At 67.9% G+C, this 26083-nt stretch carries 22 protein-coding genes; 17 read left to right on the top strand and 5 right to left on the bottom strand.

The genetic code is table 11. From position 1 onward, the window contains the following. Nucleotides 1-19 precede the first annotated feature (19 nt). From ACE37B_RS04705 to ACE37B_RS04645, 13 genes are all read left to right on the top strand, one after another. On the top strand, nt 20-1084 hold the full coding sequence (locus ACE37B_RS04705; RefSeq protein WP_409922121.1) for an LCP family protein: 1065 nt from the start codon (nt 20-22) through the stop codon (nt 1082-1084). 59 nt (nt 1085-1143) lie between these two features. Further along, complete coding sequence (gene rfbA / locus ACE37B_RS04700; protein ID WP_409922120.1) at nt 1144-2025, top strand: glucose-1-phosphate thymidylyltransferase RfbA; 882 nt, start codon at nt 1144-1146, stop codon at nt 2023-2025. Next, nucleotides 2016-2615 (top strand): dTDP-4-dehydrorhamnose 3,5-epimerase, encoded by a 600-nt coding sequence (gene rfbC / locus ACE37B_RS04695; protein ID WP_409922119.1) that lies wholly within the window; start codon nt 2016-2018, stop codon nt 2613-2615. Before rfbA ends, rfbC begins: the two co-directional genes overlap by 10 nt. Beyond that, a complete protein-coding gene (gene rfbB / locus ACE37B_RS04690; protein ID WP_409922118.1) occupies nt 2612-3580 on the top strand; it encodes a dTDP-glucose 4,6-dehydratase in 969 nt (322 codons plus the stop codon). Before rfbC ends, rfbB begins: the two co-directional genes overlap by 4 nt. A gap of 51 nt (nt 3581-3631) precedes the next feature. After that, nucleotides 3632-4492, top strand: a complete 861-nt coding sequence (rfbD, locus tag ACE37B_RS04685) for a dTDP-4-dehydrorhamnose reductase (protein WP_409922117.1) — start codon at nt 3632-3634, stop codon at nt 4490-4492. Between the two features lie 68 nt (nt 4493-4560). Further along, entirely contained in the window at nt 4561-6333 is a 1773-nt protein-coding gene (locus tag ACE37B_RS04680) for a PEP-utilizing enzyme (RefSeq protein ID WP_409922116.1), read from the top strand. 54 nt (nt 6334-6387) lie between these two features. After that, on the top strand, nt 6388-6954 hold the full coding sequence (locus ACE37B_RS04675; RefSeq protein WP_409922115.1) for a mismatch-specific DNA-glycosylase: 567 nt from the start codon (nt 6388-6390) through the stop codon (nt 6952-6954). A gap of 62 nt (nt 6955-7016) precedes the next feature. Continuing rightward, a complete protein-coding gene (locus ACE37B_RS04670) occupies nt 7017-8114 on the top strand; it encodes a glycosyltransferase family 4 protein (RefSeq protein ID WP_409922114.1) in 1098 nt (365 codons plus the stop codon). Further along, entirely contained in the window at nt 8111-9328 is a 1218-nt protein-coding gene (locus ACE37B_RS04665; RefSeq protein ID WP_409922113.1) for a glycosyltransferase family 4 protein, read from the top strand. Before ACE37B_RS04670 ends, ACE37B_RS04665 begins: the two co-directional genes overlap by 4 nt. 5 nt (nt 9329-9333) lie before the next feature. Continuing rightward, the gene (locus tag ACE37B_RS04660) at nt 9334-10593 is read left to right on the top strand and encodes a glycosyltransferase family 4 protein (RefSeq protein WP_409922112.1); all 1260 of its coding nucleotides are present in this window, start codon (nt 9334-9336) and stop codon (nt 10591-10593) included. A 75-nt stretch (nt 10594-10668) separates the two neighbouring features. Then, nucleotides 10669-11559: a hypothetical protein gene (locus tag ACE37B_RS04655; RefSeq protein ID WP_409922111.1), complete on the top strand. Its 891-nt coding sequence runs from the start codon at nt 10669-10671 to the stop codon at nt 11557-11559. Beyond that, nucleotides 11559-12557 (top strand): sugar phosphate nucleotidyltransferase, encoded by a 999-nt coding sequence (locus ACE37B_RS04650; RefSeq protein ID WP_409922110.1) that lies wholly within the window; start codon nt 11559-11561, stop codon nt 12555-12557. The genes ACE37B_RS04655 and ACE37B_RS04650 overlap by 1 nt, the downstream gene beginning before the upstream one ends. Before the next feature lie 81 nt (nt 12558-12638). After that, nucleotides 12639-13544: an NAD-dependent epimerase/dehydratase family protein gene (locus ACE37B_RS04645; protein WP_409922109.1), complete on the top strand. Its 906-nt coding sequence runs from the start codon at nt 12639-12641 to the stop codon at nt 13542-13544. Between the two features lie 37 nt (nt 13545-13581). Here the strand turns inward: ACE37B_RS04645 and cofD are convergent, their stop codons facing one another. Both cofD and ACE37B_RS04635 read right to left on the bottom strand, forming a co-directional pair. Then, nucleotides 13582-14550, bottom strand: a complete 969-nt coding sequence (cofD, locus tag ACE37B_RS04640) for a 2-phospho-L-lactate transferase (protein ID WP_409922108.1) — start codon at nt 14548-14550, stop codon at nt 13582-13584. 34 nt (nt 14551-14584) lie between these two features. Beyond that, entirely contained in the window at nt 14585-15742 is a 1158-nt protein-coding gene (locus ACE37B_RS04635; protein WP_409922107.1) for a glycosyltransferase family 4 protein, read from the bottom strand. Nucleotides 15743-15800: 58 nt separating this feature from the next. On the opposite strand from ACE37B_RS04635, the gene gmd reads away from it, so the two are divergent. Next, on the top strand, nt 15801-16787 hold the full coding sequence (gene gmd, locus ACE37B_RS04630; RefSeq protein ID WP_409922106.1) for a GDP-mannose 4,6-dehydratase: 987 nt from the start codon (nt 15801-15803) through the stop codon (nt 16785-16787). Nucleotides 16788-16806: 19 nt separating this feature from the next. On the opposite strand, the gene ACE37B_RS04625 is transcribed toward gmd, so the two are convergent. Together ACE37B_RS04625 and ACE37B_RS04620 are read right to left on the bottom strand one after the other, a co-directional pair. Further along, the gene (locus ACE37B_RS04625) at nt 16807-18159 is read right to left on the bottom strand and encodes a lipopolysaccharide biosynthesis protein (protein ID WP_409922105.1); all 1353 of its coding nucleotides are present in this window, start codon (nt 18157-18159) and stop codon (nt 16807-16809) included. Nucleotides 18160-18210: 51 nt separating this feature from the next. After that, nucleotides 18211-18417, bottom strand: coding sequence for a hypothetical protein (locus ACE37B_RS04620; RefSeq protein WP_409922104.1), 207 nt, complete (start codon nt 18415-18417; stop codon nt 18211-18213). Nucleotides 18418-18484: 67 nt separating this feature from the next. Here ACE37B_RS04620 and ACE37B_RS04615 point away from each other — a divergent pair, with 67 nt between their 5' ends. The 3 genes from ACE37B_RS04615 to ACE37B_RS04605 all read left to right on the top strand — a co-directional run bounded on the left by ACE37B_RS04615 (nt 18485) and on the right by ACE37B_RS04605 (nt 23969). After that, on the top strand, nt 18485-21874 hold the full coding sequence (locus ACE37B_RS04615) for a glycosyltransferase (protein ID WP_409922103.1): 3390 nt from the start codon (nt 18485-18487) through the stop codon (nt 21872-21874). Further along, a complete protein-coding gene (locus ACE37B_RS04610; RefSeq protein WP_409922102.1) occupies nt 21871-23442 on the top strand; it encodes a hypothetical protein in 1572 nt (523 codons plus the stop codon). The genes ACE37B_RS04615 and ACE37B_RS04610 overlap by 4 nt, the downstream gene beginning before the upstream one ends. A 74-nt stretch (nt 23443-23516) precedes the next feature. Further along, nucleotides 23517-23969, top strand: a complete 453-nt coding sequence (locus tag ACE37B_RS04605) for a thioredoxin domain-containing protein (RefSeq protein ID WP_409922101.1) — start codon at nt 23517-23519, stop codon at nt 23967-23969. Between the two features lie 40 nt (nt 23970-24009). Here ACE37B_RS04605 and ftsH read toward each other — a convergent pair whose 3' ends face one another. Then, nucleotides 24010-26019 carry an ATP-dependent zinc metalloprotease FtsH gene (gene ftsH / locus ACE37B_RS04600; protein ID WP_409922100.1) on the bottom strand — a complete coding sequence of 670 codons (2010 nt, stop codon included), beginning with the start codon at nt 26017-26019 and terminating at the stop codon, nt 24010-24012. Between the last annotated feature and the right edge of the window lie 64 nt (nt 26020-26083).

Here is a 26083-nt window from a genome sequence, read left to right as displayed (position 1 = left end):
CACGGTCTAGGTTCGCGACGTGCAGCAGCCGATCGATCAGGGCAGCCCGCCGCGACGCCGTCGACGCTCGTCGGCGTGGCTCGGGCTCGTCTTCGCCGTGGCGACCGCGGTCGCGGGTGCCACCGGAGTGATCACGGCGGCCGATCGCCAGGTCGGTGACGTGAGTCGGCTGACCGAGTTCGACGACCCGGATCGGCGCGCCGAACTCGGTGACGTGCTCGTCGCCGTCGACGGGCCGGCGGTCAACTACCTGATCATCGGATCCGACTCGCGGGAGGGCGCGGATCCGACGTCGGGTGACTTCGGGGCGATCGGCGATCAGTCGGTCGTTCAGGGGCGTCGGAGCGACACCGTGATGATCTTGCGACAGGAGGAAGATGGCAACGGCGCGGCGATCCTGAGCCTGCCGCGCGACCTCTGGGTCACGATCGCCGATACCGGCCAGCCCCAGCGCATCAACTCGGCGTACAACCGGGGCGCAGATGTGCTCGCCGCGACGGTGTCGCGCGAGTTCGGGATTCCCATCAACCACGTCGTCGACGTCGACTTCTTCGGGTTCAAGGCGCTCGTGGAGCAGATCGGTGGCACCACCATCTGCTTCGACTTCCAGACGCGTGACGTCAACAGCGGCTTGAACCAACCGCCGGGCTGCAATCTGCTCGACGGAGATCAAGCGCTCGCCTACGCTCGCAGCCGCAACTACGAGGAGTTCCGTGACGGCCAGTGGCGCAAGGACCCGACCGCGGACCTCGGCCGGATCACGAGGCAGCAGCAGTTCATCTCGACCACGGTCAACCAGACGATCGAGCGGCTGCAGTCCGATCCGTTCCTGGCGTCCGACCTCATCGGCGCGACCACCGACACGCTGCGTCTCGACCCCAACCTCGATCCGCTCGGCGCGGCCGGGACGCTGCGCAAGGCCTTCGGACAGGGGCTGACGACGTATCAGCTCCCGGTCGAGGGTGCCACGATCAACGGGAACTCGGTGCTCCTGCTCATCGACAACGAGGAGTCTCGGGCCATCCTCGACTACTTCCGTGGCGTCGGCCCGCTCCCGCCCGTCGCCGCCGACACCGACGGCTGAGCAGCGGTCGTGGCGCTGCATCGTCGGAGCGCGGCCGTCGAGCACCTATCCTGCGCGGCGTGAAGGGAATCGTGCTCGCCGGCGGAACCGGCTCTCGTCTGCACCCGGTGACGCTCGGAACGTCCAAGCAACTCCTGCCGGTGTACGACAAGCCGATGATCTACTACCCGCTGTCGGTGCTCATGCTCGCTGGCATCCGAGAGGTGCTGATCATCACGACACCGGCCGACGCCGCCGCGTTCGAGCGGCTGCTCGGCGACGGCTCGGCGTGGGGCATGCGGTTGGAGTACGCCGTGCAACCGAGACCCGAGGGCCTCGCGCAAGCGTTCCTCATCGGTGCCGACTTCCTCGACGGCGACGGTGCCTCGCTCGTACTCGGCGACAACCTGTTCTACGGTGCCGGACTCTCCGACATGGTCGCTCGAGCTGCTGCGAGCACCTCGGGCGCGACGATCTTCGGCTATCACGTGCACGAGCCGCAGCGGTACGGCATCGTCGAACTCGACAGCGATGGCCGAGCGGTGTCGATCGAGGAGAAGCCGGCGAGCCCGAGGAGTAACTGGGCGGTCACCGGGCTGTACTTCTTCGATCATGAGGTCGTCGAGGCCGCCGAGGCGGTCGTGCCGTCCGCTCGCGGCGAACTCGAGATCACGTCCGTGATCGATGCCTACCTCCAGCGGGGCGACCTGCGCGTCGAACAACTCAAGCGGGGCCATGCCTGGCTCGACACCGGTACGTTCGACTCGATGGTCGAAGCGTCCGAGTTCGTCAGAGTCATCCAGCATCGCCAGAACCGCCAGATCGCGTGTCTCGAGGAGATCGCGTGGGAACACGGGTGGATCGACGACGACGTCATGCGGGCAGCTGGCGAATCGATGGCAAACAACAGCTACGGCCAGTACCTGCTGTCGCGACTGGAAGGAGCCGATAGGTGGAGCTGACGCCGACCGAGATCGCTGATGTGGTCGAGATCCGGCCGCGCCGCTTCGGCGACCATCGCGGGTGGTTCAGCGAGGTGTTCAAGGCGCACGTGTTCGCCGATGCCGGGATCGACGTCGCCTTCATCCAAGACAACGAGTCGTTCTCCGCCAGCCCTGGCACGATTCGCGGCCTGCACTATCAGTTGGCTCCGCACGCGCAGGCGAAGCTCGTCCGTGTGCTGCGCGGCTCGATCGCGGATGTTGCCGTCGACCTCCGTCGGGGTTCGTCGACGTTCGGCCGCCACGTCGTGGTCACGTTGAGCGCCGAGGCGGGCAACCAGCTGTACGTGCCCGTCGGCTTCGGGCACGGCTTCTGCACGCTCGAGCCCGACACACACGTCGCCTACAAGGTCTCGGCGCCGTACGCCCCGGACTGTGAGCGTGCGGTGCGGTGGGATGATCCGGCGATCGGCATCGCGTGGCCTGATGTTGCCGGTGGGGTCGTGTTGTCCGACAAGGATCTCGAAGCCCCGCTCCTGTCCGATCAGCCCGATCTGTTCGAACTGGCAGCGCCCGGTCGGTCCACCGATTCTGGCGAGTCGGCTTCATGAAACTGTTCGTCACCGGCGCGGCCGGATTCATCGGCTCCAACTACGTCCGCCATGTGCTCGACACCACCGACCATGAGGTGACGATCTACGACGCGTTGACCTACGCCGGCAATCTCGCGTCGATCCGCGATGTGCTCGACGATCGGCGAGCCGAGTTCGTCCACGCCGATATCCGTGACGCCGACGCCGTCGCCCGAGCGATGGACGGCCACGACGCCGTGGTCCACTTCGCGGCCGAGACCCACGTCGATCGGTCGATCGCCGACGGCTCGACGTTCGTCCAGACCAACTGCGTCGGCACCAACGTGCTGTGCGATGTCGCCAATCAGGTCGGCGTCGAGCGGTTCGTGCACATCTCGACCGACGAGGTGTACGGCTCGGTCGAGGTCGGCTCGTCGAAGGAGACCGACGTCCTCGAGCCGCGCTCGCCGTATTCGGCCGCGAAGGCCGGGAGCGACCTGATCGCGCTCAGTTACCACGTGACGTACGGGCTCCCGGTGCTGGTCACTCGGTGCTCGAACAATTACGGCCCGTATCAGTTTCCCGAGAAGATGATCCCGCTCTTCACGACCAACCTGCTCGACGGCAAGAAGGTGCCGTTGTACGGCGACGGTCTGAACATCCGCGACTGGATCCACGTCGAGGACCACAACATCGCTGCGCAGCTCGTCCTCGACCGAGGCACGCCCGGCGAGGTCTACAACATCGGCGCGGGCAACGAGCTCACCAACGTCGAGTTGACCCATCGGCTGCTGGATCTCTGCGGTCGCGACGAGAGCTACATCCAGCCCGTCGAGGATCGCAAGGGTCACGACCGTCGCTACTCCGTCGACATCGGCAAGGTCACCGAGCTCGGCTGGTCGCTGTCGCGCAGCTTCGACGACAACCTCGCCGCCACCGTCGACTGGTACCGCTCGAACCGTGCGTGGTGGGAGCCGCTGAAAGCGAAAGCGGGCCTCGCATGACCGCCTACGCAGACGCCTGGTCGTGAGGCAGGGCTGGATGAGGAGGAACTCATGAAGGTGCTGGTCGCCGGAGCGGCGGGGCAACTCGGCGTCGACGTGGTCGCAGCGACCGAGGTGGCCGGGGACGAGGTCGTCGCGCTGGATCGCGGTGGACTCGATCTGACCGACGCAGCGCAGGTGGGCGAGGTCGTCGCAGCACACGCGCCCGATGCGGTGATCAACTGTGCCGCCTTCACCGCCGTCGACGCCTGCGAGACCGAGGTCGAGACGGCGTTCGCCGTCAACGCCGACGGAGTGCGACACCTCGCTCTCGCCTGCGCCGCGCAGGGTGCGCATCTGGTCCACGTGAGCACGGACTACGTGTTCGACGGCAACTCTGATCGTCCGTATCGGGAAGACGACGAGACCAACCCGGCATCCGTGTACGGCAAATCGAAGCTGGCCGGCGAGCACGCTGCCCGCGACGCGCTCGGTGACGCAGCGACGATCGTGCGGACGTCGTGGGTGTGCGGGGAACACGGCAACAACATGGTCAAGCTGGTTCGGCGGCTCGCTCCCGCCGGCAATCGACTCGCGTTCGTCGACGACCAACGGGGCCACCCGTCGTTCACGGCCGACCTCGCTCCGGCACTGAGGGCACTCGCCGAGCGGCAGCCGGGCGGTGTGGTGCACCTGACCAACGCCGGCGCCGTGAGCTGGTACGAGTTCGTCGCCGACATCCTCGAGGCCTCCGGGTTCGATCGCGACCTGGTCCGGCCGATCTCGACCGTGGACCTCGATCCGCCGCGTCCGGCCCCACGTCCCGCCAACAGCGTCCTGGCGAACGATCGGTGGGTCGCGCTCGGGATGGAACCATTGCGTCACTACCGAGCGCCACTCGCCGACCTCGTCGCTCGGCTCGACGCCGACTGAACCTCGGCGCCGATCGAGCGCATTGCGAGCGTTCACGACGGCGTTCACCGAGCGGCTACGTTCCGTTCATGGGGCCGTGGAAGCGAATCGGTGACGGGGAATGGGTCGGGACGGACGCGAGTGAGCGCTTCCCGATCTACACGCGAGGCAATGCCGGAGAGGTGTACCCCGAGGTCTACCGACCGCTCAGCTTCTCGATCGCACAGGAAGCCGGCGAGCGAGCCATGCGGCGAGCGATCCTCACCAGCGGCCTGATCCGACCGTCCGAGATCGAGGGCATCCCCCTCTCGACGGCGATCGGTAGCGGCGTGTTCGGCGGTTACGCCTACCTCAATCTCAGCATCCAACGCCTCGGCGCAGCCCGGGTGCCGGGCGGCTCGGCAACCGATGCCGATGCGTCGTACCTCGGCGCCGGCGACCCACCGCCTCACGTGCCGCTCCCGGGCGAACGCAACATCCGAGCCTCGCTGGCCGGGATGCGTTACGTGTGGAAGATCAGCGGAGCAGGGTCGCTACCCCGTCTCGAACAGGCGCAGCGCGAGGTCGAGGCGTACCTCGCCGGTCTGCCCGACGTCAGCGAAGCGAGTGATGCCGACCTGCGCGACGCGACGTTCGACGACCTGCTCGAGCAGTTCGCCGAGTGGTTCGAGATGCATCTCGTCGTGTCGTTCGGCGCGGGCGCGTTGATGTCGCTGCTGACGTCGATCTGCGACAAGCAACTCGGCGACGCGACCATCGCCGTGCGGCTCATGTCGGGCATCGGCGACATCGACTCGGCTGCCCCGTCGAGCGCGATGTGGAGCCTCGGCCGTCGGATCCGCTCGTCCGCGTCGTTGTCCGCCGAGTTCGACCGGGGTATCCCGGGCATCTGGGAGCGCATCCAGGTGGCGGCGGCGCACGACGCCGACGCTGCCGAGTTCGTCGAGGAGTTCCGAGCGTTCATCGAGCGGTTCGGCGCTCGCGGCCCCAACGAGTGGGACACCGCCTTCGACACGTGGGAGACCGATCCGGAACTCGCGCTCACGTTGATCGATCGGATGCGTCTCACCGACGAGTCACATGCGCCAGACACACAGCGAGCTCGCCTGGCGGCCGAAGCGGCCGAACTCGAAGCCGATGCACTCGCTCGCCTGCGCTGGCCAGCGCGCCGCTTGTTCATGCGTGTGCTGCGGTCGGCTCGCCTGCACATGCAGGGACGCGAGCGGGCCAAGACCACCGTGGTGAGGGCGATTCACGGCGCCCGTCTCAGTGCTCAGGAACTCGACCGCCGACTCGTGGCTCGCTCGGGCGGAACCCGAGGTGACCTGTGGTACCTCATCGAGCCGGAGGTGGATGCGTACGCCGCGGATCCGTCGTCGTTCGCCGAGGTGATCGCCGAGCGGCGTCGGGTGCACGCGGAGCTGGCCGAGCGGATTCCGCCGTTCTACTTCGAAGGCGAGCTTCCGCCATTGGAGGAGTGGGAGTTGCGCACCGATGTGCTCGAACGGGTGTCGGTCGGTGACACGATCACCGGGCTTCCTGGTTGTGCCGGCATCGCCCGGGGCCGAGCGCGGATCGTGACCGACCCGGGTGATCCGCGAGGTCTCGAACCCGGCGACGTGCTCGTCGCACCGCTGACCGACCCGAGCTGGACGCCGCTGTTCGTTCCCGCCGACGCAGTCGTGGTCGACGTCGGCGCGGTGATGAGTCACGCCGTCATCGTCAGCCGTGAGCTGGGCATCCCCTGCGCGGTGTCGGTGCTCAACGCCACCCGCAGGATTCCCGACGGTGCGATCATCGAAGTCGACGGCGGCGCCGGAACCGTCACGATCATCGAGTTGCCGGCTCCCACCGACTCCTGACCGGGTCGTTCGCACACGGCCGTGTCGGAACCACCCGTCCGATTGACTGATGACGTGGGCTTCACCCGTGCGGAACTCGAATCGTTCGTCGGTGCGACGGTGCCCGACCTCGTCGGACCGGGGCTGAAGCTGCTCTTCGTCGGCATCAACCCCGGCCTGTGGACCGCGGCGACGCAGACCCACTTCGCCTACCCGGGCAATCGCTTCTATCCCGCGCTGCTGGCCGCCGGGATCATCGAGCGCGAGATCGATCGGGGGCGGGGGATGGATCCCGACGATCGGGCGCATCTGATCGAACGTGGCGTCGGCATCACCAACGTCGCGCATCGGGCGACGGCGAGAGCGTCGGAACTGACGGCCGACGAGCTGCGAGAGGGCGGCCAGGTCTTGCGGACCTTCGTTCGCCGACACCGCCCACGCGTCGTCGCGGTGGCCGGGATCACCGCCTTCCGCACGGCGTTTCGCGAGCCGCGAGCCGTGATGGGCGAGCACCTCGACGGTTTCGAAGGCGCTCGACTCTGGCTCGTGCCCAACCCGAGTGGACTCAACGCGCACGAGACGGTCGACTCCCTCGCTCGCCAGTATGCCGACGCGGCTCGCGCCGCCACCGTCATCACCTGACACGTGGTGCGCCGAATCGTTGTCGGCCGCCGAATCGAGGGGGCAGCTGCGAGACTGACGCCGTGGAAGGGCCGATTCGGGTGGGGTACACGGTCGAGCAGTGTTGGCACGATCAACCGGGCGGGACCGCCGTGGCCGCGCTCGCCGTGGCGTCGTGTCTGCTGGAACGGCCCGCCGACGTCGACCTTCGCTTCGTCGCCGGAAAACACCAACTTCCGCCGCGGCGACCGTACGTGCCGCCGGGCAAGGTCGCCATGCTCCCGCTCGCTCGGCCATGGCTGTACGAGACCTGGACGCGCCTGAACTGGCCCAAGGTCGAATCGGTGACCGGTCAGATCGACGTCGCTCACGCGACCGGGCTCGTGCCGTGCGCGACCGCTGCACCGCTCGTGGTGACCGTGCACGACCTCGCGTTCCGCCACACGCCCGATCGCTTCACACGGCACGGCGTGCGTGTGATGGAGCGCAGCCTGGCGGCGATCGCCCGACGTGCCGATCGGGTGATCTGCAGCAGCCAGTCGACCGTCGACGACTGCGAGGCGGCGGGACTCGACCCAGCAGCGCTGCGGCTCGTCCCGCTCGGTGTGGATCCGACGTCGGCGACCGACGCCGAGATCGACGCCGCACGCCGGGAGTACGACCTGCCGGATCGTTTCGTGCTGTTCGTCGGCACGCTCGAACCGCGCAAGAACCTCGCACGACTCGTCGACGCGATGCGCCGCATCGCCGTCGACTCGCACGGCGAACGGGTGCCGCTGATCGTCGCCGGCCCGACCGGTTGGGGGGAGGTGTCGGTGCCGACGAGTGCCGACGTCCGCTTGCTCGGCTTCGTGCCCGACGAGTTGCTCCGCGGGCTGTACGCAGCGGCGACGGTGTTCGCGTATCCGAGTGAACGCGAAGGATTCGGGCTGCCGGTGCTCGAGGCGATGGCGCAGGGCGCAGCCGTGGTGACGAGCCGGGGCACCTCGACCGAGGAGGTGGCTGGCGGCGCGGCGGTGCTCGTCGACCCGCTCGACACCGACGACATCGCCCGCGGGATCGACGAGGCGCTCCGTCGGCTCGACGAACTGCGCGACGCCGGCCGTCGGCGGGCGCAGGAGTTGTCGTGGAACTCGACGGCGCAACAGACGATCGCGGTCTACCGTGAGGTGCGACGATGAGTGAGCCCACAGCGAGTGAGAACGTCGCGATCGACCGGGTCGGGTTACCAGCTCCGACGCCGGGAACCGCCGTCGCCGAGTCCGGTCGACTCTCCGCGCTCCAGGTCGCTGTCAACCTGTTGTGGTGCGTGCCGGGCGACGTCGGCGGTTCCGAGCAGTACCTGGTCCGACAGTTGCTGGGGCTCGCCGGTCAGCCTGCGGAGTTCGTTCCGACGATCTACTGCCTCCCGGCGTTCGTCGATGCGCACCCGGAGTTGTCGACGCTGTTTCCGATGGTGACCGCATCGATCACGGGCGACGATCGCGTGCGGCGCGTCTGGACCGAGCACTCGTGGCTGGCGCGCCGCACTCGCTCGGCCGACGTCGTGCACCACGGCGGCGGCACGGTGCCTCGACGGGGTGGCGGTCCGGTAGTGCTGACGATCCACGACCTGCAGTACGAGACCTACCCGGAATACATCAGCCCCACGAAGCTGCGGTACCTGCGAGCCGTGATGCCGCGCTCGGCGGCTCGGGCGTCGGTGATCACGGTGCCGTCGGGCTACGTGAAGGCGACCGTCGCAGATCGCTTCGAGGTCGACCCCGATCGCATCCTGGTCGTACCGCACGGTGTCGAGCCGACGCTGGGTGCGCATGCGCCGTCGTCATTCGAGCTGCGTCGTGACTACGGGCTCGGCAGCGGTCGCGTGATCGTTTTCCCGGCGATCACGCATCCGCACAAGGGTCACGAGTTCCTGCTCGAGGTGCTGGCCGCGTATTGGGACGATCCCGACCTTCGCCTCGTGCTCCTGGGCGGGGCGGGTGCGGCCGAAGATGCGGTCGAGGCAGCGATCGAACGCTTGGGTCTGCGCCAGCGTGTGGTTCGGCCCGGACGCGTGCCCGATACGCACCGCGACGGCCTCATCGCAATGGCCGATGCGCTGGTCTTTCCGAGCGAATACGAAGGGTTCGGTGCGCCGGTCGTGGAGGCGATGGCGCTCGGCACGCCGGTGATCTGCGCGGATCAAGCCGCGCTGGCCGAAGTGGTCGGCGATGCGGGACTCGTGCTCCCGCGTGATCCTGAGGCGTGGGCTGGTGCGCTCGACCACGTGGCCGAGCACGGCGCCGACATGCGGGTCCGCGGGCATCGACGCGCCCGGTCGTTCACGTCGGCCGCATCCGGAGCAGGTCTCGCCGCGGCGTATCGGCTGGCTGCCGGCGATGGCGGACGGTGAGCGAGATGCGTGACTCTCGCGTGCGCGTCGTGGTGTTGTGCCCCCACTTCGCGCCCGACACCGCGCCGACGGGGACGGTGATGACGCGCATCGTCGACGAACTGGTGTCGCTCGGGGTTCGTGTCGACGTGGTGACGGCGCTGCCGTGGTATCGCCGCCATGCGATCGAGGCGGGGTGGGGCGGGCGCTGGGTGCGTCGCGAGGCCACCACCTGGGGCTCGATCACCAGAGTGCATCCGTTTCCGGGCACCGACAAGCGCAACCTGTTGCGGCGAGCGCTCGGGTTCGTCGGCTATTCGGCGTTGGCCGGGCTCCAGGGTCTGCGCTGCGGCGGGTGGTTTCGGCGCGTCGACGCCGTGATCGCGATGTCGCCGCCGCTCACGCTCGGCATCACCGGACGCGTCGTCGCGTGGTCCCGGCGCTCGGCACTGATCTTCAACATCCAGGACGTGTTCCCGGATGCTGCGGTGGAGACCGGGGCGATCACGAACTCGAGGATCATCGCAGTGGCTCGGTGGTTGGAACGCGTCAGTTACCGGCTGGCCGATGCCGTGACGGTGCTGTCGGAGGACCTTGCGGTCAACGTGCGAGCGAAGATGCCGGCGTCGTCGGCTGATCGCGTGCACGTCATCTCGAACTTCGTCGATACCGAGGTGATCAGGCCGGGCGATCGTCGTACCCCGTATCGGACCGAACTCGGGCTCGGCGACGGGCCCGTGGTGCTCTACGGCGGCAACGTGGGGTTCTCGCAGTCACTCGACCTCGTCGTGGCTGCCGCCGAGGCCCTCCCCGACGTCGAGTTCCTGATCAACGGCGACGGTGCTGCTCGCTCGACGTTGGAGGAACGGTCGGGTCACCTCCCGAACTTGCATTTCGCCGGGTACATCGAAGCGCATCGCCTGAGCGAGCTCTTGGCCACCGGCGACATCCACGTCGTTCCACTCAAGGCGGGTCTCGGCGCCGTCTCGGTGCCGTCGAAGACGTACTCGATCATGGCCGCCGGGCGTCCCGTGGTCGCCTCCATCGACCCCGACACCGCCGTTCCTCGCATGCTGGCCGAATCGGGGGGTGGCATCTCGGTGCCGCCTGACGATCCGGACGAGTTCATCGCGGCGCTGCGCACGTTGCTCGACGATCCCGAGCGAGCAGCGCGACTCGGTGCGGGTGGGCGATCGTGGGTCGTCGACAACGCTTCGCCGGCGGCGGTCGGGTCGGCGTATCGAGCACTGATCTCCATGCTCGCGGGTCGTTCCGCACCGAGCTGACCTCGATGCCGGTCCCGGCGCAGGTCACGGGGCGCGACCCCGGAAGCGGCGGACACACCGCTAGCCTGGCGACTCGTGGCTCCCTCATCGTCATCCACCAAGAAGGCTGCTCGCCTCGCGCAGAAGGGCAAGGGGCAGAAGGTCCGCTTCCAGGGCGGCACGCTGTTCCCGATGATCGTTGCGATCGTCCTGGTGTCTGGGCTGGCACTCGTCGCCTACGCCCGTGAGAGCCGTCCCACGGCCGATGCCTCGGCGCCGCAGATCGACGATCACTGGCACCACGTCTACGGGTTCTACCTCTGCGACACCTGGTTCCAGCTCAACGGTGACGGTGAAGCGCTCGACGCCAACGGTCGACCGACCAACATCGAGTACGCCCGCAGCGGTATCCACAGCCATGACGACGGCCTCATTCACTGGCATCCGTTCTCGTCGCTCGCGATCGGTAGCCGGGCGCGGCTCGGCGTGTTCCTCGACGTGTACGACGTCGAGATCACCCGCGACAAGCTCGAGTTCCCCGCCGATCAGCGCGCCTTCCTCCCGTACCAGAACGAGACTGGCGTCTTCGAGAATGGCGAGACCGAGTGCGAGATCCGTGACGACGACGGCAACGTGACCGGGACGGAGACGGGCGAACTCAAGGCGGTCGTGTGGGAGAACTTCTCCGACACCGGCGAAGGCCAGACGTTCATCGCCGACTACGACAACATCCGTCTCGACCAGGACGCGATGGTCGTCGTCATCGCCTTCGTTCCCAACGACGAAGACGTCGTGATGCCGCCGTGGGCTCCCGAGTTCGAGGAGCGAGCGTTGAACGACGTCGCACAGTTGCCGCCGGACGAACTGTTCTCCGGGGTCGAGATCGACGACGACGGCGACATCACCATCGACACGGGCGTGCCGTCCGAAGATGCCCCGGTCGAAGATGCGCCGGCTGACGGCGACACCTCGACGACCGAACCCTGATGCACGCCGTCGTCCTCGTCGGCGGATTCGGGACGCGTCTTCGGCCGCTGACCAACACGATTCCGAAACCGATGCTGCCGGTCGGCCACGAGCCGATGATCGCTCGGCTCATCGGCCGACTCGCTCGTGGTGGTGTCACCGACGTCGTGTTGGCGTTGGGTTTCAAACCCGAGCCGTTCATGGAGGCCTTCCCGGACGGGCGGTGCGGTGATGTCGTGCTCCACTACGCCGTCGAGCCGGAGCCGCTCGACACCGGCGGGGCGATCCGGTTCGCCGCGCTCCACGCTGGCATCGACGACACGTTCGTGGTGGCCAACGGTGATGTGATGACCGATCTCGATGTCGCCGGCCTGGTGGCAGCGCATCGTCGTCACGGAGCGGAGGCCACGCTGCACTTGATCGGCGTCGACGACCCGTCGGCGTTCGGCGTCGTCGATCTCGCCGACGACGGCTCGGTTCGTCAGTTCGTGGAGAAGCCAGCTCGCGGCACCGAGCCGAGCAATCTGATCAACGCGGGGACCTACGTCTTCGAGGCGTCGGTCCTCGACCGGATCCCGGCTGAGCAGCGCGTGTCGATCGAGCGTGACGTGTTCCCGCTCGTCGCCGATGCCGGACGGTTGTTCGGCTACTCGACCGACGATTACTGGATCGATGCGGGTGTGCCCGATTTCTACCGAGCGGCGAACCTCGACCTACTGAGCGGCAAGCGTGCCCACGAGTCTGCGGAAGCGTTCGCTCCTGGCGCGATCGTCGACCCTCAGGCGACCGTGAGCAACACGCTCGTCGGAGCGGGCGCGCGGATCGCTGCCGGCACGACGGTCGTCGACTCGGTCATCCTTCCCGGCGCGGTGATCGAGGAACGAGCGCAAGTCGAGTCGTCGCTCGTCATGGGTCGTGTCGGAGCCGATGCGACGGTGATCGAGTCGATCATCGGTGCCGACGGAGTCGTCGCAGCCGATGATCATCTCGCGTATTCGACGCTGCCGGACCTCGATTGAGCGGTCAGTATTCCTCGCCCGCTGTCGCTGCCGGGTGATGCAACCCGCCCGCGGGCGTCCAGCGCGCAATAGCGTGCTCGCATGAACGTCGTCGTCATCGGGGGAGCCGGCTTCATCGGTTCGCACCTCGTCGATCGACTGCTCGCCGAAGGACACGTGGTCGACGTCATCGACACACTCTCGCCAGGTTCGCTGGCGAACCTGGCTGATGCGCGAGCCACTCGTGGCCCGCTGAAGATTCACCACCTCGACGCATCGTCGAGTGAAGCGGACTCGCTGTTCGGGATGCGTCGTCCCGAGGTGGTCTACCACCTCGCGCTCTTCGATCGTCACGATCGGTCGGCTCAGGCACAGGCGCAGGCGTTCTCGTCGGCGCTCGCGACGCTGGAGAGCGCTCGGCGACATGGCGTGAGCAAGGTGGTCGCGGGGGTGCCGGCGTCGTCGCTGTACGGGCAGCCCGCAGCGTCGGCGTTGCCGATGAAGGAATCCGAACTGGTGCCCCGCGGGGTTCGCGGCGTCGCGGCGCGAGCCGTGGTCGACCTGTTGACCACCTATCGAGAGCGCCACGCCATCGAGTTCACGGCGCTTGCGTTCTCGAGCGTCTACGGGCCACGGCAGGCGCCATCCGGCGGTGTGGTCGCCGCACTTCACGAGGCGCTGCTCACCGACACCGCACCGACACTCGACGGCGACGGCCGCCAAACCCGAGACTTCGTCTACATCGACGACGTCGTCGATGCGCTGGTGCGCGCCGGCGACCGGGGGAGTGGTCTGGTCATCAACGTCGGAACGGGGGTGCAGACCACGATCCGCGACCTCTGGACCGCGCTGCGCGGCGGCGCCGGCCTCGACCCGATCAGCGGCCCACCTCGGATCGACGACCTGCCGCGCTTCGCCGTCTCGCCGGTGCGGGCGCGAATCCACCTCGGATGGTCACCCTGGACCGACGTTTCGACCGGTCTGCGACGCGTGCTCGCACCGGACTGATCCGGCCACGCTGACGGGCCGTCAGGTCACATCGGCGTCAGTGAGCGGCGGCGAGGGTGGCGGCTGCGAGGTCCCGTGCGATCCGAGGACTCGACATGATCGAGGGTGCGACGACGCAGCGCAGGCCTTCTCGTTCGACGGCCTCGGCGAGGTGCGCGTCGACGGGGTCGATGACGAGCGCACCGGCGATCGGAGCGTAGATCCGGGCCACGCCGACGACCGAAGCCTCGTGTCCGAGTTCGTCGAGCATGCGGTCGGCTGGACCCTTGAGCGCCGCGCCACCAACGATGGGCGACACAGCGACCACGTCGTCGCGGCGTCGGGCGAGCATCTCGTCGGTGCCGGGGAGCGAGCGGATCGGTCCGATCGACACCAGGGGGTTCGACGGTGCGATCACGATCGTCTCGGCGCCGTCCAACGCCTCGGACGCCGCAGCGCTCAACTGAGCGTCGCCGTCGAAGCGGACCGCGGCGACGGGAACCGAGTGGCGCAGGCGGACGAAGTAGTCCTGGAACGACACGTCCTCGCCGGTGTCCGCGAGGGTGACGGTGGTCGAGCAACGGTCGTCGGTCATCGGCACGAGTCGCACGGGCAGTTCCCAGGCTCGGCCGATCTCGACGGTCACTTCGGTCAGCGTTGCGCCTTCCGCGAGACGCGCCGTGCGATAGAAGTGGGTCGCGAGATCCTGGTCGCCGAGTCCGAACCAGCGAGCTGCGGCCTGGGAGCCAGCAGGCCGGACTGACTCGTATCGCTCGAGTGCGCCGATCGTGATCCACGTCTCGTCGACGAGGCCCCAACCACGTTCGGGGTCGATCGCCCCGGCGAGGGTGTAGGTGATCGTGTCGAGGTCGGGCGAGATCGACAGGCCGTGGAGCACGGTGTCGTCGCCGGTGTTGACGATCGCGTCGATCCGGTCGGCGTCGACGACCTGGACCAGACCGGTCAGAAAGCGTGCGGCACCGACCCCACCGCACACGACGGCCACGCGTCCGGCGTCACGGTTCACAGCGTCACGGTTCACAGCGTCACGGGTCACAGCGTCACGGTGCGGAGAGTCGGGCATAGAGGTCGAAGTATGACCGTGCGGTCGTCGTCCACGAGAATCGATCCAGGTTGCGAGTGCCCTTGTCGATCAGGATCTGGCGCTGGTGATCGCTCGTCAAGACCCAGTGGAGATTGGCGGCGAGCGCCTCGGTGTCGAGCGGCGCGCTGAGCAGTGCGCCGGTACCGGCGACTTCGGGGATCGAGCCAGCCGAACTCGCGACGACCGGAACACCGGCCTGCTGGGCTTCGAGGATCGGGAACCCGAATCCCTCGTCGAGCGAGGGGTACGCCAGCGCTGTTGCGTGTGCGAGCAGCCACCGCTTCTCCTCGGAGGAGATCTGACCGAACGTGTCGACTCGTGCCCGGGTGGCGGGGTCGAGGTCGGCGAGGGCGCGATCGACCTCGGCCTGGTCGTCGCCGGGCCGTCCGGCGACCACGAGACGCGCCTGGGCGTGCTCGGCGGCGAGTCGGCCGAACGCACGCACCAGACTCGGCACGTTCTTGCGGCGCTCGACCGTGCCGATGGACACCACGAACGACGCCCCGTCGAGGTGGCCGAACCGAGGGGGCGTCGCGCTCGGCATCGCCGCGTCGGACGGAGTCGCGTCGACGGGCGGCGGACCGAGATGGATCACGTCGAGGCGATCGGTCGGGACGAACTCGCGTAGTCGGTCTGCCGTAGCCTGCGATGAGGTGACCACGTGCGCGCCGCTGCCGATCGAACGTCGAAGGATCTCACCGGCCCGAGCGACATCGGGTGACGCGTCGCCAGGATGCTCCAGGAACCAGCAGTCGTACACGCTCACGAGGCGAGGGCAGCGAGTCGGTGGCACCACGTAGTTGGTGCCGTGGACGAGGTCGGGTCGCCCGAGCCATCGATCGAGGTGTGGCCGATCGGCGCGTTGCCAGAGACGGTGCGCCGCAGCGGCGGGCAGTGGGAGCCGGCGCGTCGGCGGGCTGACCCGTGAGCGCATCGACGTCAGGTACGGCAACAATTGGACCTTGAACGGTTGTGCCTCGGCGTCGCCATGCTCGTGCTCGTCGCCCCAGGCGGCGCCAAGTCGGCGCAGTTCGTCGATCGACCAGGCGACGGCGTTGCCGACTCCGGTTCGCGGCCCGTGAAGCGGGCCGACGTCGATCGCCACGCTCAGCACCGTGGAGATGGTAGGGAGATGGCAGCTCTGGTCGCAACGCTCCTAGACTCCGCCGCCTATGCCACGCGCTTTCATCACCGGGATCACCGGCCAGGATGGTCAACACCTCGCCGAATTCCTGCACGGCAAGGGATACGACGTCTACGGGATGATCAAGGGGCAGAACAATCCGCGCGCCACGCGGCTGCAAGAGGAGATGCCGTTCATCGAACTGGTGTCGGGCGACCTCGCCGACCTCCCGTCGCTTGTCGCGGCGTTGCAGCTCGCGCAACCTGACGAGGTGTACAACCTCGGTGCGATCAGCTTCGTCGCGCTGTCGTTCTCGCAGGCCGAGTTGACCGCGAACATCACCGGGCTCGGTGTCTTGCGCATGCTCGAGGCGATTCGCATGGTCGGCGGCACCCAGAACAACCCGATCCGCTTCTACCAGGCCTCGTCGTCGGAGATGTTCGGCCAGGTCCGCGAGACCCCGCAGAACGAGCTCACACCGTTCCACCCGCGTTCGCCCTACGGCTGCGCCAAGGTGTTCGGCCACGACATCGTCGTCAACTACCGCGAGTCCTATGGCCTCCATGCGTCGTCGGGGATTCTGTTCAATCACGAAGGTCCGCGGCGTGGGATCGAGTTCGTCACGCGCAAGGTCTCCAACGCTGCGGCACGCATCAAGCTCGGCTTGCAGCACGAATTGGTGATGGGCAACCTCGACTCCAAGCGTGACTGGGGCTATGCCGGCGACTACGTCAAGGGCATGTGGATGATGCTGCAACAGGACGATCCCGACGATTACGTCCTTGCCACGGGCGAAACCCATTCGATCGAGGAGTTCGTCGATCTCGCCTTTGCCGAGGTCGGTATCGCCGACTGGCGCCAATACGTCCGCCAGGATCCGAAGTTCTACCGGCCGGCTGAGGTCGACCTGCTGATCGGCGATGCGAGCAAGGCCAAAGAACAGCTCGGGTGGGAGCCCGAGGTCGACTTCCCGTCGCTGGTCAAGATGATGGTCGACAACGATCTCGCCATCGAAGCGGCCAAAGCCGGCCGCTGAACCGCGATCCGGTTCGAGCTCAGGTCTCGAAGGGCATGTCGGTGATCGCTTCCATGACCGACTGGTGATCTGGGGTCGCGCCGGATGCGAGGCGTGACCGCAGTGCCACGGCGAAGCTGCAGAGCGCCGCGAACGACGATGCCAGCAGGCCGAGTTCGATGCGTCGGAACAGCTCGTCGCTGGAGAGCCAGGTGACGACGATGAAGGTGACGACGCCGATGCCCCATCCCAGGGCGACGAGCGCATGGCCCTTGAGCGCGATGACCGCTTGGGCGAACGCCAACGCCATCATGTAGCAGGCGCTGCCCAGCGCGAGCACGGCCAGCGTACGGCCGGAGAGGTTGGCGTCGTAGACGACCTCGATCGCCCATGGCCCCAGCACGAACGCGCCGGCGGTGCCGATGACGCCAACCGCCACGACCACCATCAACAAGCGCTTGAGACCGCTGCGGAACTCGCTGAGTTGACCTTGCGCAGCCAGGCGACTCAGCCCCGGCAGCAACGCCGCCTGAACGGCCTGGAACAGGAACAGCGGGACGCGAGCGAGGAGCACGCCGTAGGAGAACTGTGTGACGAATGCCCGCTCGTTGTCGGCAGCGAGGAGGCTCGCGGTGATGGGTCCGGCGTTGAGCAGTGATGCTGCGAACACCGACCCGAGGAGCAACCAGCCGAGGTTGGGGGTGACCTCACTCCATTCGGCGGGCGGGCCCGGATCGGTCCGTAACGCACCCCGCCGCCACACGTAGGCCACCGCGAACAGTGGTGAGACGGCGACGGCCATGCCGTAGGCGCCGGCGGCCTGGATGCCGACGAGCGCGAGCAGGATGCACAGCACGATGCGCACCACACCGTCTGACCCCATGATGATCGCGTAGTCCCGGAAGCGTCCACTGCCCGAGCAGACGCCGCGGGCGAGGTGGGCGGGTGCGTAGGCGACGAACGTGGACACGAGCGCCACGACCATGATCCAGTCGCCGCCGAAGTACGACGACGCGATCAGCGGGCTGGCGGCCAGAATCGCGATGACGATGACGGCGACGAGGATGAATGCGAGGCGCACCACCTTCTGCACGACGGGTGCGGTGCCCTGGCCGAGCGCTCGGCGATGAGCGAGCGCCCGCCCGAGTTCCTGTTCGAGCGGGAGGAAGAATCCGGGTGCCAGTGCGAACGTGGCGAACCACAACGAGACGATCGGTTCGAACTCCTCGTCACCGCCGACGGCGCTCTTGCCGACGACGAAGAACGCATAGGTCGCGACGCCGGCGATGAGCAGTGCGACGCCGACCGGGATGGTGCCCTCCGGGACCGGCAACCGCCGTGCGCTCGGGTTGGCGCCCGGATCGGCGTGGGGGTGAGACGATGAGGTCGACACGGAACTCGCGAGGCTATCCCTGGCGTCGGTGATGTGGAGTGATCGGCGCGGTCAGCCGCGACGACGAGCTCGTTCGAGTTCGCGACGCCGCACCTGGAGTCGCTGGTAGGTGAGGACGCCCAGACCGACCGCGGTGTAGGTCGCCTCTTTCGCGGCACCCGTGGCAGCGCCCGTGACCGTCGACGCGATGCCGCGAGCGGCTCGTGCTGCGGGTGCGAGATCGAAGTTGGTCAGATCGACCGATGGGGGGAGGGCCACATGACACAGTCTACCGCTCGACGAGTGACCAGTTCGGGGGCGTCGGCACCACTAACCTCGGTCGATCGTGGAACCGGAGACGCTGCATGCCCCGCCCGTCGTGGCAGTCGTGGTCGTCCACGAGCCGGGGGACTGGTTCGAGCAGACGCTCGACGCCCTCGCGGCGCAGGACTATCCGAACCTGCGATTCCTGTTCTTGCTGGCCGAGCCGTCTGCCGTTGCCCAGGCGCACGCTGCCGCGTTGAGTAGCGGCGGCGACGAGTCGGGCAAGGTGGCCTTCGAGGCGCACCTCGAAACCGTCATCAAGCTGCGGATTCCCAAGGCGTTCGTTCGTTCGCTCGGTGCCAACCCCGGCTTCGGCGCTGCCGCCAACGAAGTCGGTCGTCTCGTCGAAGGGCAGAACGGATTCTTCCTCTTCTGTCACGACGACATCGCGCCGGAGCCCGACGCCGTGCGGCTGCTCGTCGAGGAGTTGTATCGTTCGAACGCCGGTGTGGTGGGCCCGAAGTTCGTCGAATGGGACGAACCGGGCGTGCTGCAGGCCGTCGGGCTCGGTCTCGATCGCTTCGGCGAACTGCATCAGGTGATCGAGCCGGGTGAGATCGACCAGGAACAACACGACGGGGTTCGCGACGTGTTCGTGCTCTCATCGGCGTGCCTCCTCGTGCGCGCCGACCTGTTCCGCGAGATCGGCGGATTCGACCCGGCGATCGACTTCTGGGGTGACGACGTCGAGTTCTGCTGGCGAGTCCATCACAGCGGCGCCCGCGTCGTGGTCGCTCCGGTGGCTCGCGTGCGACACCGTGGCCGTCTCGTGGAGCGTCGACCCGACATCGCCCATCTCAGCGCACAAGCGCGCCACCGGATGCGCACGGTCATGACGATGACGGGCCGTGCGCGGCTGCCCGGCCGCCTCGTCGAGTTGATCCTGCTCACCCTGTCGGAACTCGTGGTCGGGCTGTTCACCGGTCGATTCCGTTCGGGCGTCGCGTCGACGCGGGCCCTGGTCGGCCTGATCCCGCGTTCGGCGGGCATCGTCCGTCGACGGCGCGAGGTCGCCGCAACCCGTCGCGTCCCCGAACGCGAGGTCCTGGGCTTGCAAGAGCGGGGGAGCGCGCGTCTCACGTCGTTCTTTCGCAACCGCGACATGTCCACCTTCGTCGGCGCCGAGAGCAGCGTTCGGCGCTGGCGGGAGAGCACCACAGCGCCGGTGTTCGTCTGGATCGGCGTGCTCGCCGCGTTGCTGTTCGGCAGTCGTGCGTTCGTGACCGGCGCGGTGCCGTCGGTCGGCGAGTTCCTGCCCTTCGTCGACAGCCCGCGCGAACTGTTCAGCAGCTACGCGAGCGGTTGGAACCCGAACGGTCTCGGTTCGTCGAGTGCCAACCCGACCGGTTGGGCGACGCTGTCGGTCCTGTCAACCGTCACGTTGTTCCGGATGGGTCTCCTCCAGACGGTGTTCGTGATCGGTCTGGTCGTGGTCGGGCTCATCGGCCTGTGGAAGCTCGCCGGTGTGTTCCCGTCATCGCGGGCCCGCCTCGGGGCGTTGCTCGTCTACGCGGCGAGTCCGCTGGTCAGTGGGGCGATGGCCATCGGTTCGCTCTCGACGCTCGTGTCGTACGCCGCTGCGCCGTGGATCGTGCACACGCTGCGGAGTGCCGTTGGTGTCGGCACGGCCGACCCGCGACTGGCCGAGACCGATCTCGTCGATGGCATCGTCGAACTCGATCTCGCCGACCGGATCCGCAAGACGTTGCAGGTCGGGCTCGTGGTCGGCTTGGCCACGGCGTTCGTACCGTTGATGCTGATCGTGGCGCTCGTCATCGGCGTGCTCCTCGCCATCGCCACGCTGCTCGCCATGGCCCCCTGGCGCACCGCATTGCGCTACCTCGAGGCGACTGCTGCCGGGGTCGTCATCGCGGCGCTGCTCAACCTGCCGTGGATCACATCGTGGAGTTGGGCTGAACTCGTGGGGCCGTCACCCGTCGGCGACCCGGGCCGGGGCCTGCTCTCGGTCGCGTCGTTCGAGGTCGGCCCGACCGATTTCGTCTCGCTGTGGTTGGTCCTGTATCTGCCGGTCGTCGCAGCGATCGTGCTCGCGAGGGCCTGGCGCCTCACCTGGGCGATCCGGGCGGGTGTGCTGGTCGTCGGCTTCGGTGCCCTGGCCGTGCTCGGCGATCGAGGCGGCCTGCCGCTCGCGATGCCGGAGGCCGGCGTGCTGCTCGCTCCCATCGGTGTCGGCCTCGCCGTCTCGGCGGCAGCGGCGCTCGCTGCGTTCGATCTCGACGTCCGAGGTGGGACGTTCGGCTGGCGCCAACCATTGGGTCTCCTCGCAAGCGCCGCGGTGGTGGTCGGGCTCGTTCCGGGTATCTATGCCACCGGTGACGGTGGTTGGAACGCTCCGACGACGACGCTCGCGGCGCTCGTCGACCTCCGATTGCCCGATGCCGATCAAGCTGGCGACTACCACGTGCTGGTGCTCGGCGACGCTCGAATCCTTCCGACCCCCGGCGTCGTATACCGCGACGGGATGTCGTTCTCGGTCATCGACGACGATGGAATGGATGTCCGCGACCGATGGTTCGCGTCGTCGACGCGCGGTGACGAGGTGATCGCCGAAGCGCTCGATCGCATCGCATCCGGATCCACACAACGTGCCGGTCGCCTACTCGCACCTCTCGGGATCCGATTCGTGATCATTCCGCTGTTCGACGGGGTGATCTCGACCCCGGCGAGCCCCTTGGAGCCGCCGGCAGGGCTCCAGACCGCCCTCGATGAGCAGCTCGACATCGTCTCGTTCCCCGATCTGCCGACCGTCGACATCTACCAGAACACCGCATGGATCCCGACAGCGTCGCTGCTCACCGGTGCGACGGCCGAGGCGAGCACGGCGGCCGGCGACGAAGCGCTCGTTCGAGCCGATCTCACCGAGGCGGAGCCGGCGTTCGTCGGCGTCGATCACACCACACCCCGGACGCAGGAGATTCCGGCTGGCGTGGTCCACCTCGCCGTGCCGTTCGACGGCAACTGGACGCTGTCGGTCGACGGCGTCGACCTCGACGGTCGGCGAGCATTCGGCATCACGACGGCATTCGACGTGCCATCGGGTGGCGACGCGACGCTCGAGTACGACTCGTCGTCGACGCGTTCGCTGTGGGTCGCCGTCCAGGTCGTGCTGTGGTTGATCGTGCTCGTGGGGGCGGCGCGTGTGACCGTGCCGTCGTCGCGTCGACGACTCACGGCGATCGAGGACGAGACACTGATCTCGCTCGACGACGCTGCTGAGTCGGCCGAGCCCAGTGCAGCGTTCGATCCGGGTCTGGACCTCACGGGACAGGTCGCCCGCATCGGTGCGGATCTGCCGGAGGCGGATCAGGCAGGCGGGGTCGACCTCGATGTGGCGCCGCTGAGCGGCGTGGCCGATGAACGGCTCGCCGACGAGCCGGAGGTGGAACGATGAGCCGACGGAGTGCGCCTGCAGCGATCGTGATCGTGCTCAGCTTGATCGGGTTGATCATCGTCGGTCGTGACACCACGCCGGCCGCACCGGCGTTCTTCTCGTCGAGCGGCGGAACGTGGATGCCGTCGGTCGGTGCGTCGGGGGCACTGACGGGGAGCTGGTTCTGTCCGGGCGTGCCGGCGACGGGCGAAGGCGGCGTCGGTGGCAGCGTCGTCGTCTCCAACCGTGACGAAGGGCAGTTGATCGGTCGCTACCTGATCCTCACCGACGACGGAGCGGTCGCCGATCGCGAGTTCAGCGTCGCTGCGTGGTCACAGACGCGTATCGACGTCGACGCGACGATCCCCGAACCCACCGCGTTCGCGAGCGTCGTGGTCGAGATCGAAGGCGGCGGAGGTTTCGTCGAACAGATCGCCGAGCATCCGGCCGGCAACTCGGTCGACGCGTGTTCCGACGAGACGTCGACCACCTGGTATCTCGCCGACGGGTTCACGGTCGACGGCAGCATCAACACGCTCGTGCTCACCAATCCCTTCGACGAGCCGGTCGTCGCACGGCTGCGCTTCGCCACCGAAGAGCGCGAGTCGCAACCGGGCCAGTTCCAGGGGTTCACCGTGCTCCCACGCACCGTGCGGACGATCCCGATCGCCGAGCTCGGGGCCCGTGACGAGCCGGTCATCGCTGTCGCGGTCGAGGCGACCGCCGGTCGGCTCGTGGTGGCGCGAGCCCAGCACTACCTCGGCGGTGGTCGATCCGGCTACGACGTGTCGTTGGCGGCTCCGGAGTTGCGTGACCAATGGTGGTTCGCCGACGGCGAACGCGGCGGCGGCATCTCTGAGACCTACTCGATCTACAACCCGACGAGCGACGACGTCGAGGTGACGGTGTTCTTCGGCGGACTCCCACTCGACGCCGGCGTGGAGGACCTCGACCCCATCGTCGTCGGCCCGCGACGCGTCGTCGTGTTCGACCCGTACGCCGAGCGTCCGGTGCCGGGCGACGCTGGTGGCGACGCGTTCACCCCCGTCGACGAGCAGGAGAACGGCGAGGACACCGCGCAGGACGAAGGCGACGACGCGTTCGTCGAGTTCGCCACCCAGGTCGGCGAGATCCCACTGGGCCGCCATGCGACGGTGTTCTCGACGCTGGCGCAGCCGTCGATCGTCGTCGAACGTGTACTCACCCGTCCGGCTGGCGACGGTGTCGCCACGTCGGTCGTGCTCGGAGCGCCACCTCGCCCTGACGGCTTCGTCGCCCGAACCTGGCACATGGGCATCGGGCCCACCGAGCCGACCGAGGACGCGCTCGTGGTCTACAACATCGACCAGTCGGAAGCAACGGTCACGATCGAAGCCGTCGGGCCCGCCGGTCCGTCCGTCGTGCCGAGCCTGGAGAACATTCCACTGGCCCCCGGTTCGATCCTGACCATCGACCTGGTCGATCCCGACGTGCTCGGACAGGAACTGATCGTCACCTCGACCAGCCGTGTCTTCGTCGAGCGATCGCTGCCGCGGGGCAACGACCTGCCGGGTCGATCGGGATCGTTCCTGCTGCCCTCCGAAGGCTGAGACGAGCGCCGCCAGGATCGCTGGCCTCGGGCCGCCCCATCGATGCCGAGACGTCGCTCGGTAGCATCGTGGCCGTGGAGCGTCTCGTGATCGCCGCCGTGATCGTGATCGTGGCGGTCGTTGTGGCCGAGATCGTCCGTCGTCGCCGCACGCCCGACGCGCCGACCCAGCGTCGCTTCAACGTGCCTCAGCAACTCGACCGCGCCGACTTCATCCGCCCGGACGCGCCGTGGCTGGTCGTCGTGTTCAGTTCTGACACCTGTGACAAGTGCGCCGAAGTCCGGTCGAAGGCAGCGGTCCTCGAGTCCAGCGAGGTCGCGGTGGCGACGATCGACTTCGCCGCCGACCGGGCGCTCCACGAGCGCTACCAGATCGACGCGGTGCCGACCCTCGTCGTCGTCGATCACGAAGGCGTCACCCGAGCCAGCTTTCTCGGACCGATGAGCGCCGCCGATCTCTGGGCCGCCGTCGCCGGCGCCCGTGAGTCGGGGAGCACATCGACCGATTCCGGCCCCGCAACGGCCTGAGCCGCGTCGTCACCTTGCCGCGTCATCGCGGCGCAGCGCGTCAGCGGACGATGATGTCTTCGAGGCTGTCGGCGCTCTCGCCGGATTCGATCATGCCCTGCTGGATCAGTCGGGCGACGGAGGGTCCGTCGATCGTCTCGTGTTCGAGGAGCGCCTCGGCGATCAATTCGAGGCCGCGGCGATGGCGGGTGAGCACATCGTGGGCTCGCTGCTCTTGATCGGTGAGGATCTTGGCGATCTCCTCGTCGAGCAGCTTGGCCGTGTCGTCGGAGTATTCGCGTCCGGAGCTCATCAGGTCGTCGCCGAGGAACGTCGCCTGCTGGCTGCTCCACGCCTGCGGGCCGACGCGGTCGGACATACCCCACTCGCGGACCATCCGGCGAGCGATCCCGGTCGCCTGCTCGAGGTCGTTGGCCGCCCCGGAGTTGAGGTGGCCGAACACGACCTTCTCCGCGACGCGCCCGCCCATGGCCTTGCAGATCGTGTCGAGGAAGTACTCCTTGGAGTACGTGTGTCGTTCCTGGGGGAGCGACCACGTCACGCCGAGCGCCATCCCGCGCGGCAAGATGGTGACCTTGTGCAGCGGGTCGCCAGACGGCAGCACCGTGGCGAGCAGCGCGTGACCGCCCTCGTGGTACGCCGTCGCCCGCTTCTCTTCGGCCGACATGATCACCGACTCGCGCTGCGCGCCGAGCACGACACGGTCGCGAGCGTTCTCGAAATCGATGCGCTCGATCTCCTTGGAGCCGCGGCGCACGGCGACCAGCGCCGCTTCGTTGACGAGGTTCGCGAGATCGGCGCCAGCCATACCGACGGTCGCTTTGGCCATCGTCTCCATGTCGACGTCGGCGCCCATGCGCTTGTCACGGCTGTGCACTTCGAGGATCGCCTTGCGCTCGTCGGACTCGGGGAGCGGGACGACGATCTGACGGTCGAAACGGCCCGGCCGAAGTAGCGCCGGGTCGAGGATGTCGGGGCGGTTGGTCGCCGCCATGATGACGATGCCCTCGGAGGTCTCGAAGCCGTCCATCTCGGCGAGCATCTGGTTGAGTGTCTGCTCGCGCTCGTCGTGGCCGCCGCCCAGACCGGCACCGCGCTTGCGGCCGATCGAGTCGATCTCGTCGATGAAGATGATCGCCCGGCCCATGCGGCGGGCTTGCTGGAACAGGTCACGGACACGACTGGCGCCGACGCCGACGAACATCTCCATGAAGTCGGAGCCGGTCACGGCGAGGAATCCGACGCCCGCCTCACCGGCGACCGCACGGGCGAACAGTGTCTTGCCGGTGCCGGGAGGGCCGACGAGCAGGATGCCCTTGGGGACGCGGGCGCCGATCTCCCGGAACCGCTCGGGCATCCGCAAGAAGTCGACGACCTCGGTGATCTCCTGCTTGACGCCTTCGTAGCCGGCGATGTCGCCGAAGGTCGTGGACGGCTTGTCGGTCGTGTAGGCCTTGGCCTTGCTCTTGCCGATCGACATCACGCCACCCATCTGGCCGGCGGCTCGACGTTGCATCCACACGAGGAAGGCGATGATCAAGAACACGGGCAACATGAAGCCGAGCAGACCGAGCAACCAGTTGTTGCTGGGCGGGGTGAACTCGAGGTCGACGCCGCGCTGGCGCAGGAGTTCTTCGTCGGCCTCTGACAGGCCGCGCTCTCCGCCGCCGTTGGTGTTGTAGTCGCCGCCCGACGTGAACTGGCCGGTGATCTTGCCGGAACCGGTGTTGACGTTGGCGGTGTCGATGTTGCCCTCTTGGACCTGCCCGATGAACTCGGTGTAGGTCAGGGTTTCGCCATCGTTGCTGGGCCACAGGCTCGGAATCAGGAGCGCGGAGAGCGCCACGATGGCGATGATCCAGAAACCCCACTTCGGGAATCCGGACTTCGTCTCGCCGCTGCCGCCGCCGTCACCGCCGGACGCATGGTCGCCCTTGTGGACCGAATCGTTGCGCGGAGTGGGGCGATCGAACTTGCCCGACCCGCGAGAACCTCGGCCGCGGCCCCCTCCCGGCGGGGGCGGCGGTGGAGGAGGCGGCAGATTACTCATGGCGACATGATACGGGACGCCGCCTTGCCGAGCAGGGCGTTGCGCGCCGAACTCGAGCGAAATC

This window comes from Ilumatobacter sp. (genome assembly GCF_046290335.1).
GTDB lineage: Bacteria > Actinomycetota > Acidimicrobiia > Acidimicrobiales > Ilumatobacteraceae > Ilumatobacter_A.
Note: the sequence above shows the minus strand (reverse complement) of the source record. Positions and strands in the feature narration are given on the sequence as shown.

Bases quoted from the DNA above. Each gene is read 5' to 3' on its own strand.
- gmd (WP_409922106.1), top strand. From the start codon at position 15,801: ATGCCACGCGCTTTCATCACCGGGATCACCGGCCAGGATGGTCAACAC.
- rfbB (WP_409922118.1), top strand. From the start codon at position 2,612: ATGAAACTGTTCGTCACCGGCGCGGCCGGATTCATCGGCTCCAACTAC.
- ACE37B_RS04645 (WP_409922109.1), top strand. From the start codon at position 12,639: ATGAACGTCGTCGTCATCGGGGGAGCCGGCTTCATCGGTTCGCACCTC.
- ACE37B_RS04650 (WP_409922110.1), top strand. From the start codon at position 11,559: ATGCACGCCGTCGTCCTCGTCGGCGGATTCGGGACGCGTCTTCGGCCG.
- rfbD (WP_409922117.1), top strand. From the start codon at position 3,632: ATGAAGGTGCTGGTCGCCGGAGCGGCGGGGCAACTCGGCGTCGACGTG.
- ACE37B_RS04665 (WP_409922113.1), top strand. From the start codon at position 8,111: ATGAGTGAGCCCACAGCGAGTGAGAACGTCGCGATCGACCGGGTCGGG.
- ftsH (WP_409922100.1), bottom strand. From the start codon at position 26,019: ATGAGTAATCTGCCGCCTCCTCCACCGCCGCCCCCGCCGGGAGGGGGC.
- ACE37B_RS04680 (WP_409922116.1), top strand. From the start codon at position 4,561: ATGGGGCCGTGGAAGCGAATCGGTGACGGGGAATGGGTCGGGACGGAC.
- ACE37B_RS04610 (WP_409922102.1), top strand. From the start codon at position 21,871: ATGAGCCGACGGAGTGCGCCTGCAGCGATCGTGATCGTGCTCAGCTTG.
- ACE37B_RS04660 (WP_409922112.1), top strand. From the start codon at position 9,334: ATGCGTGACTCTCGCGTGCGCGTCGTGGTGTTGTGCCCCCACTTCGCG.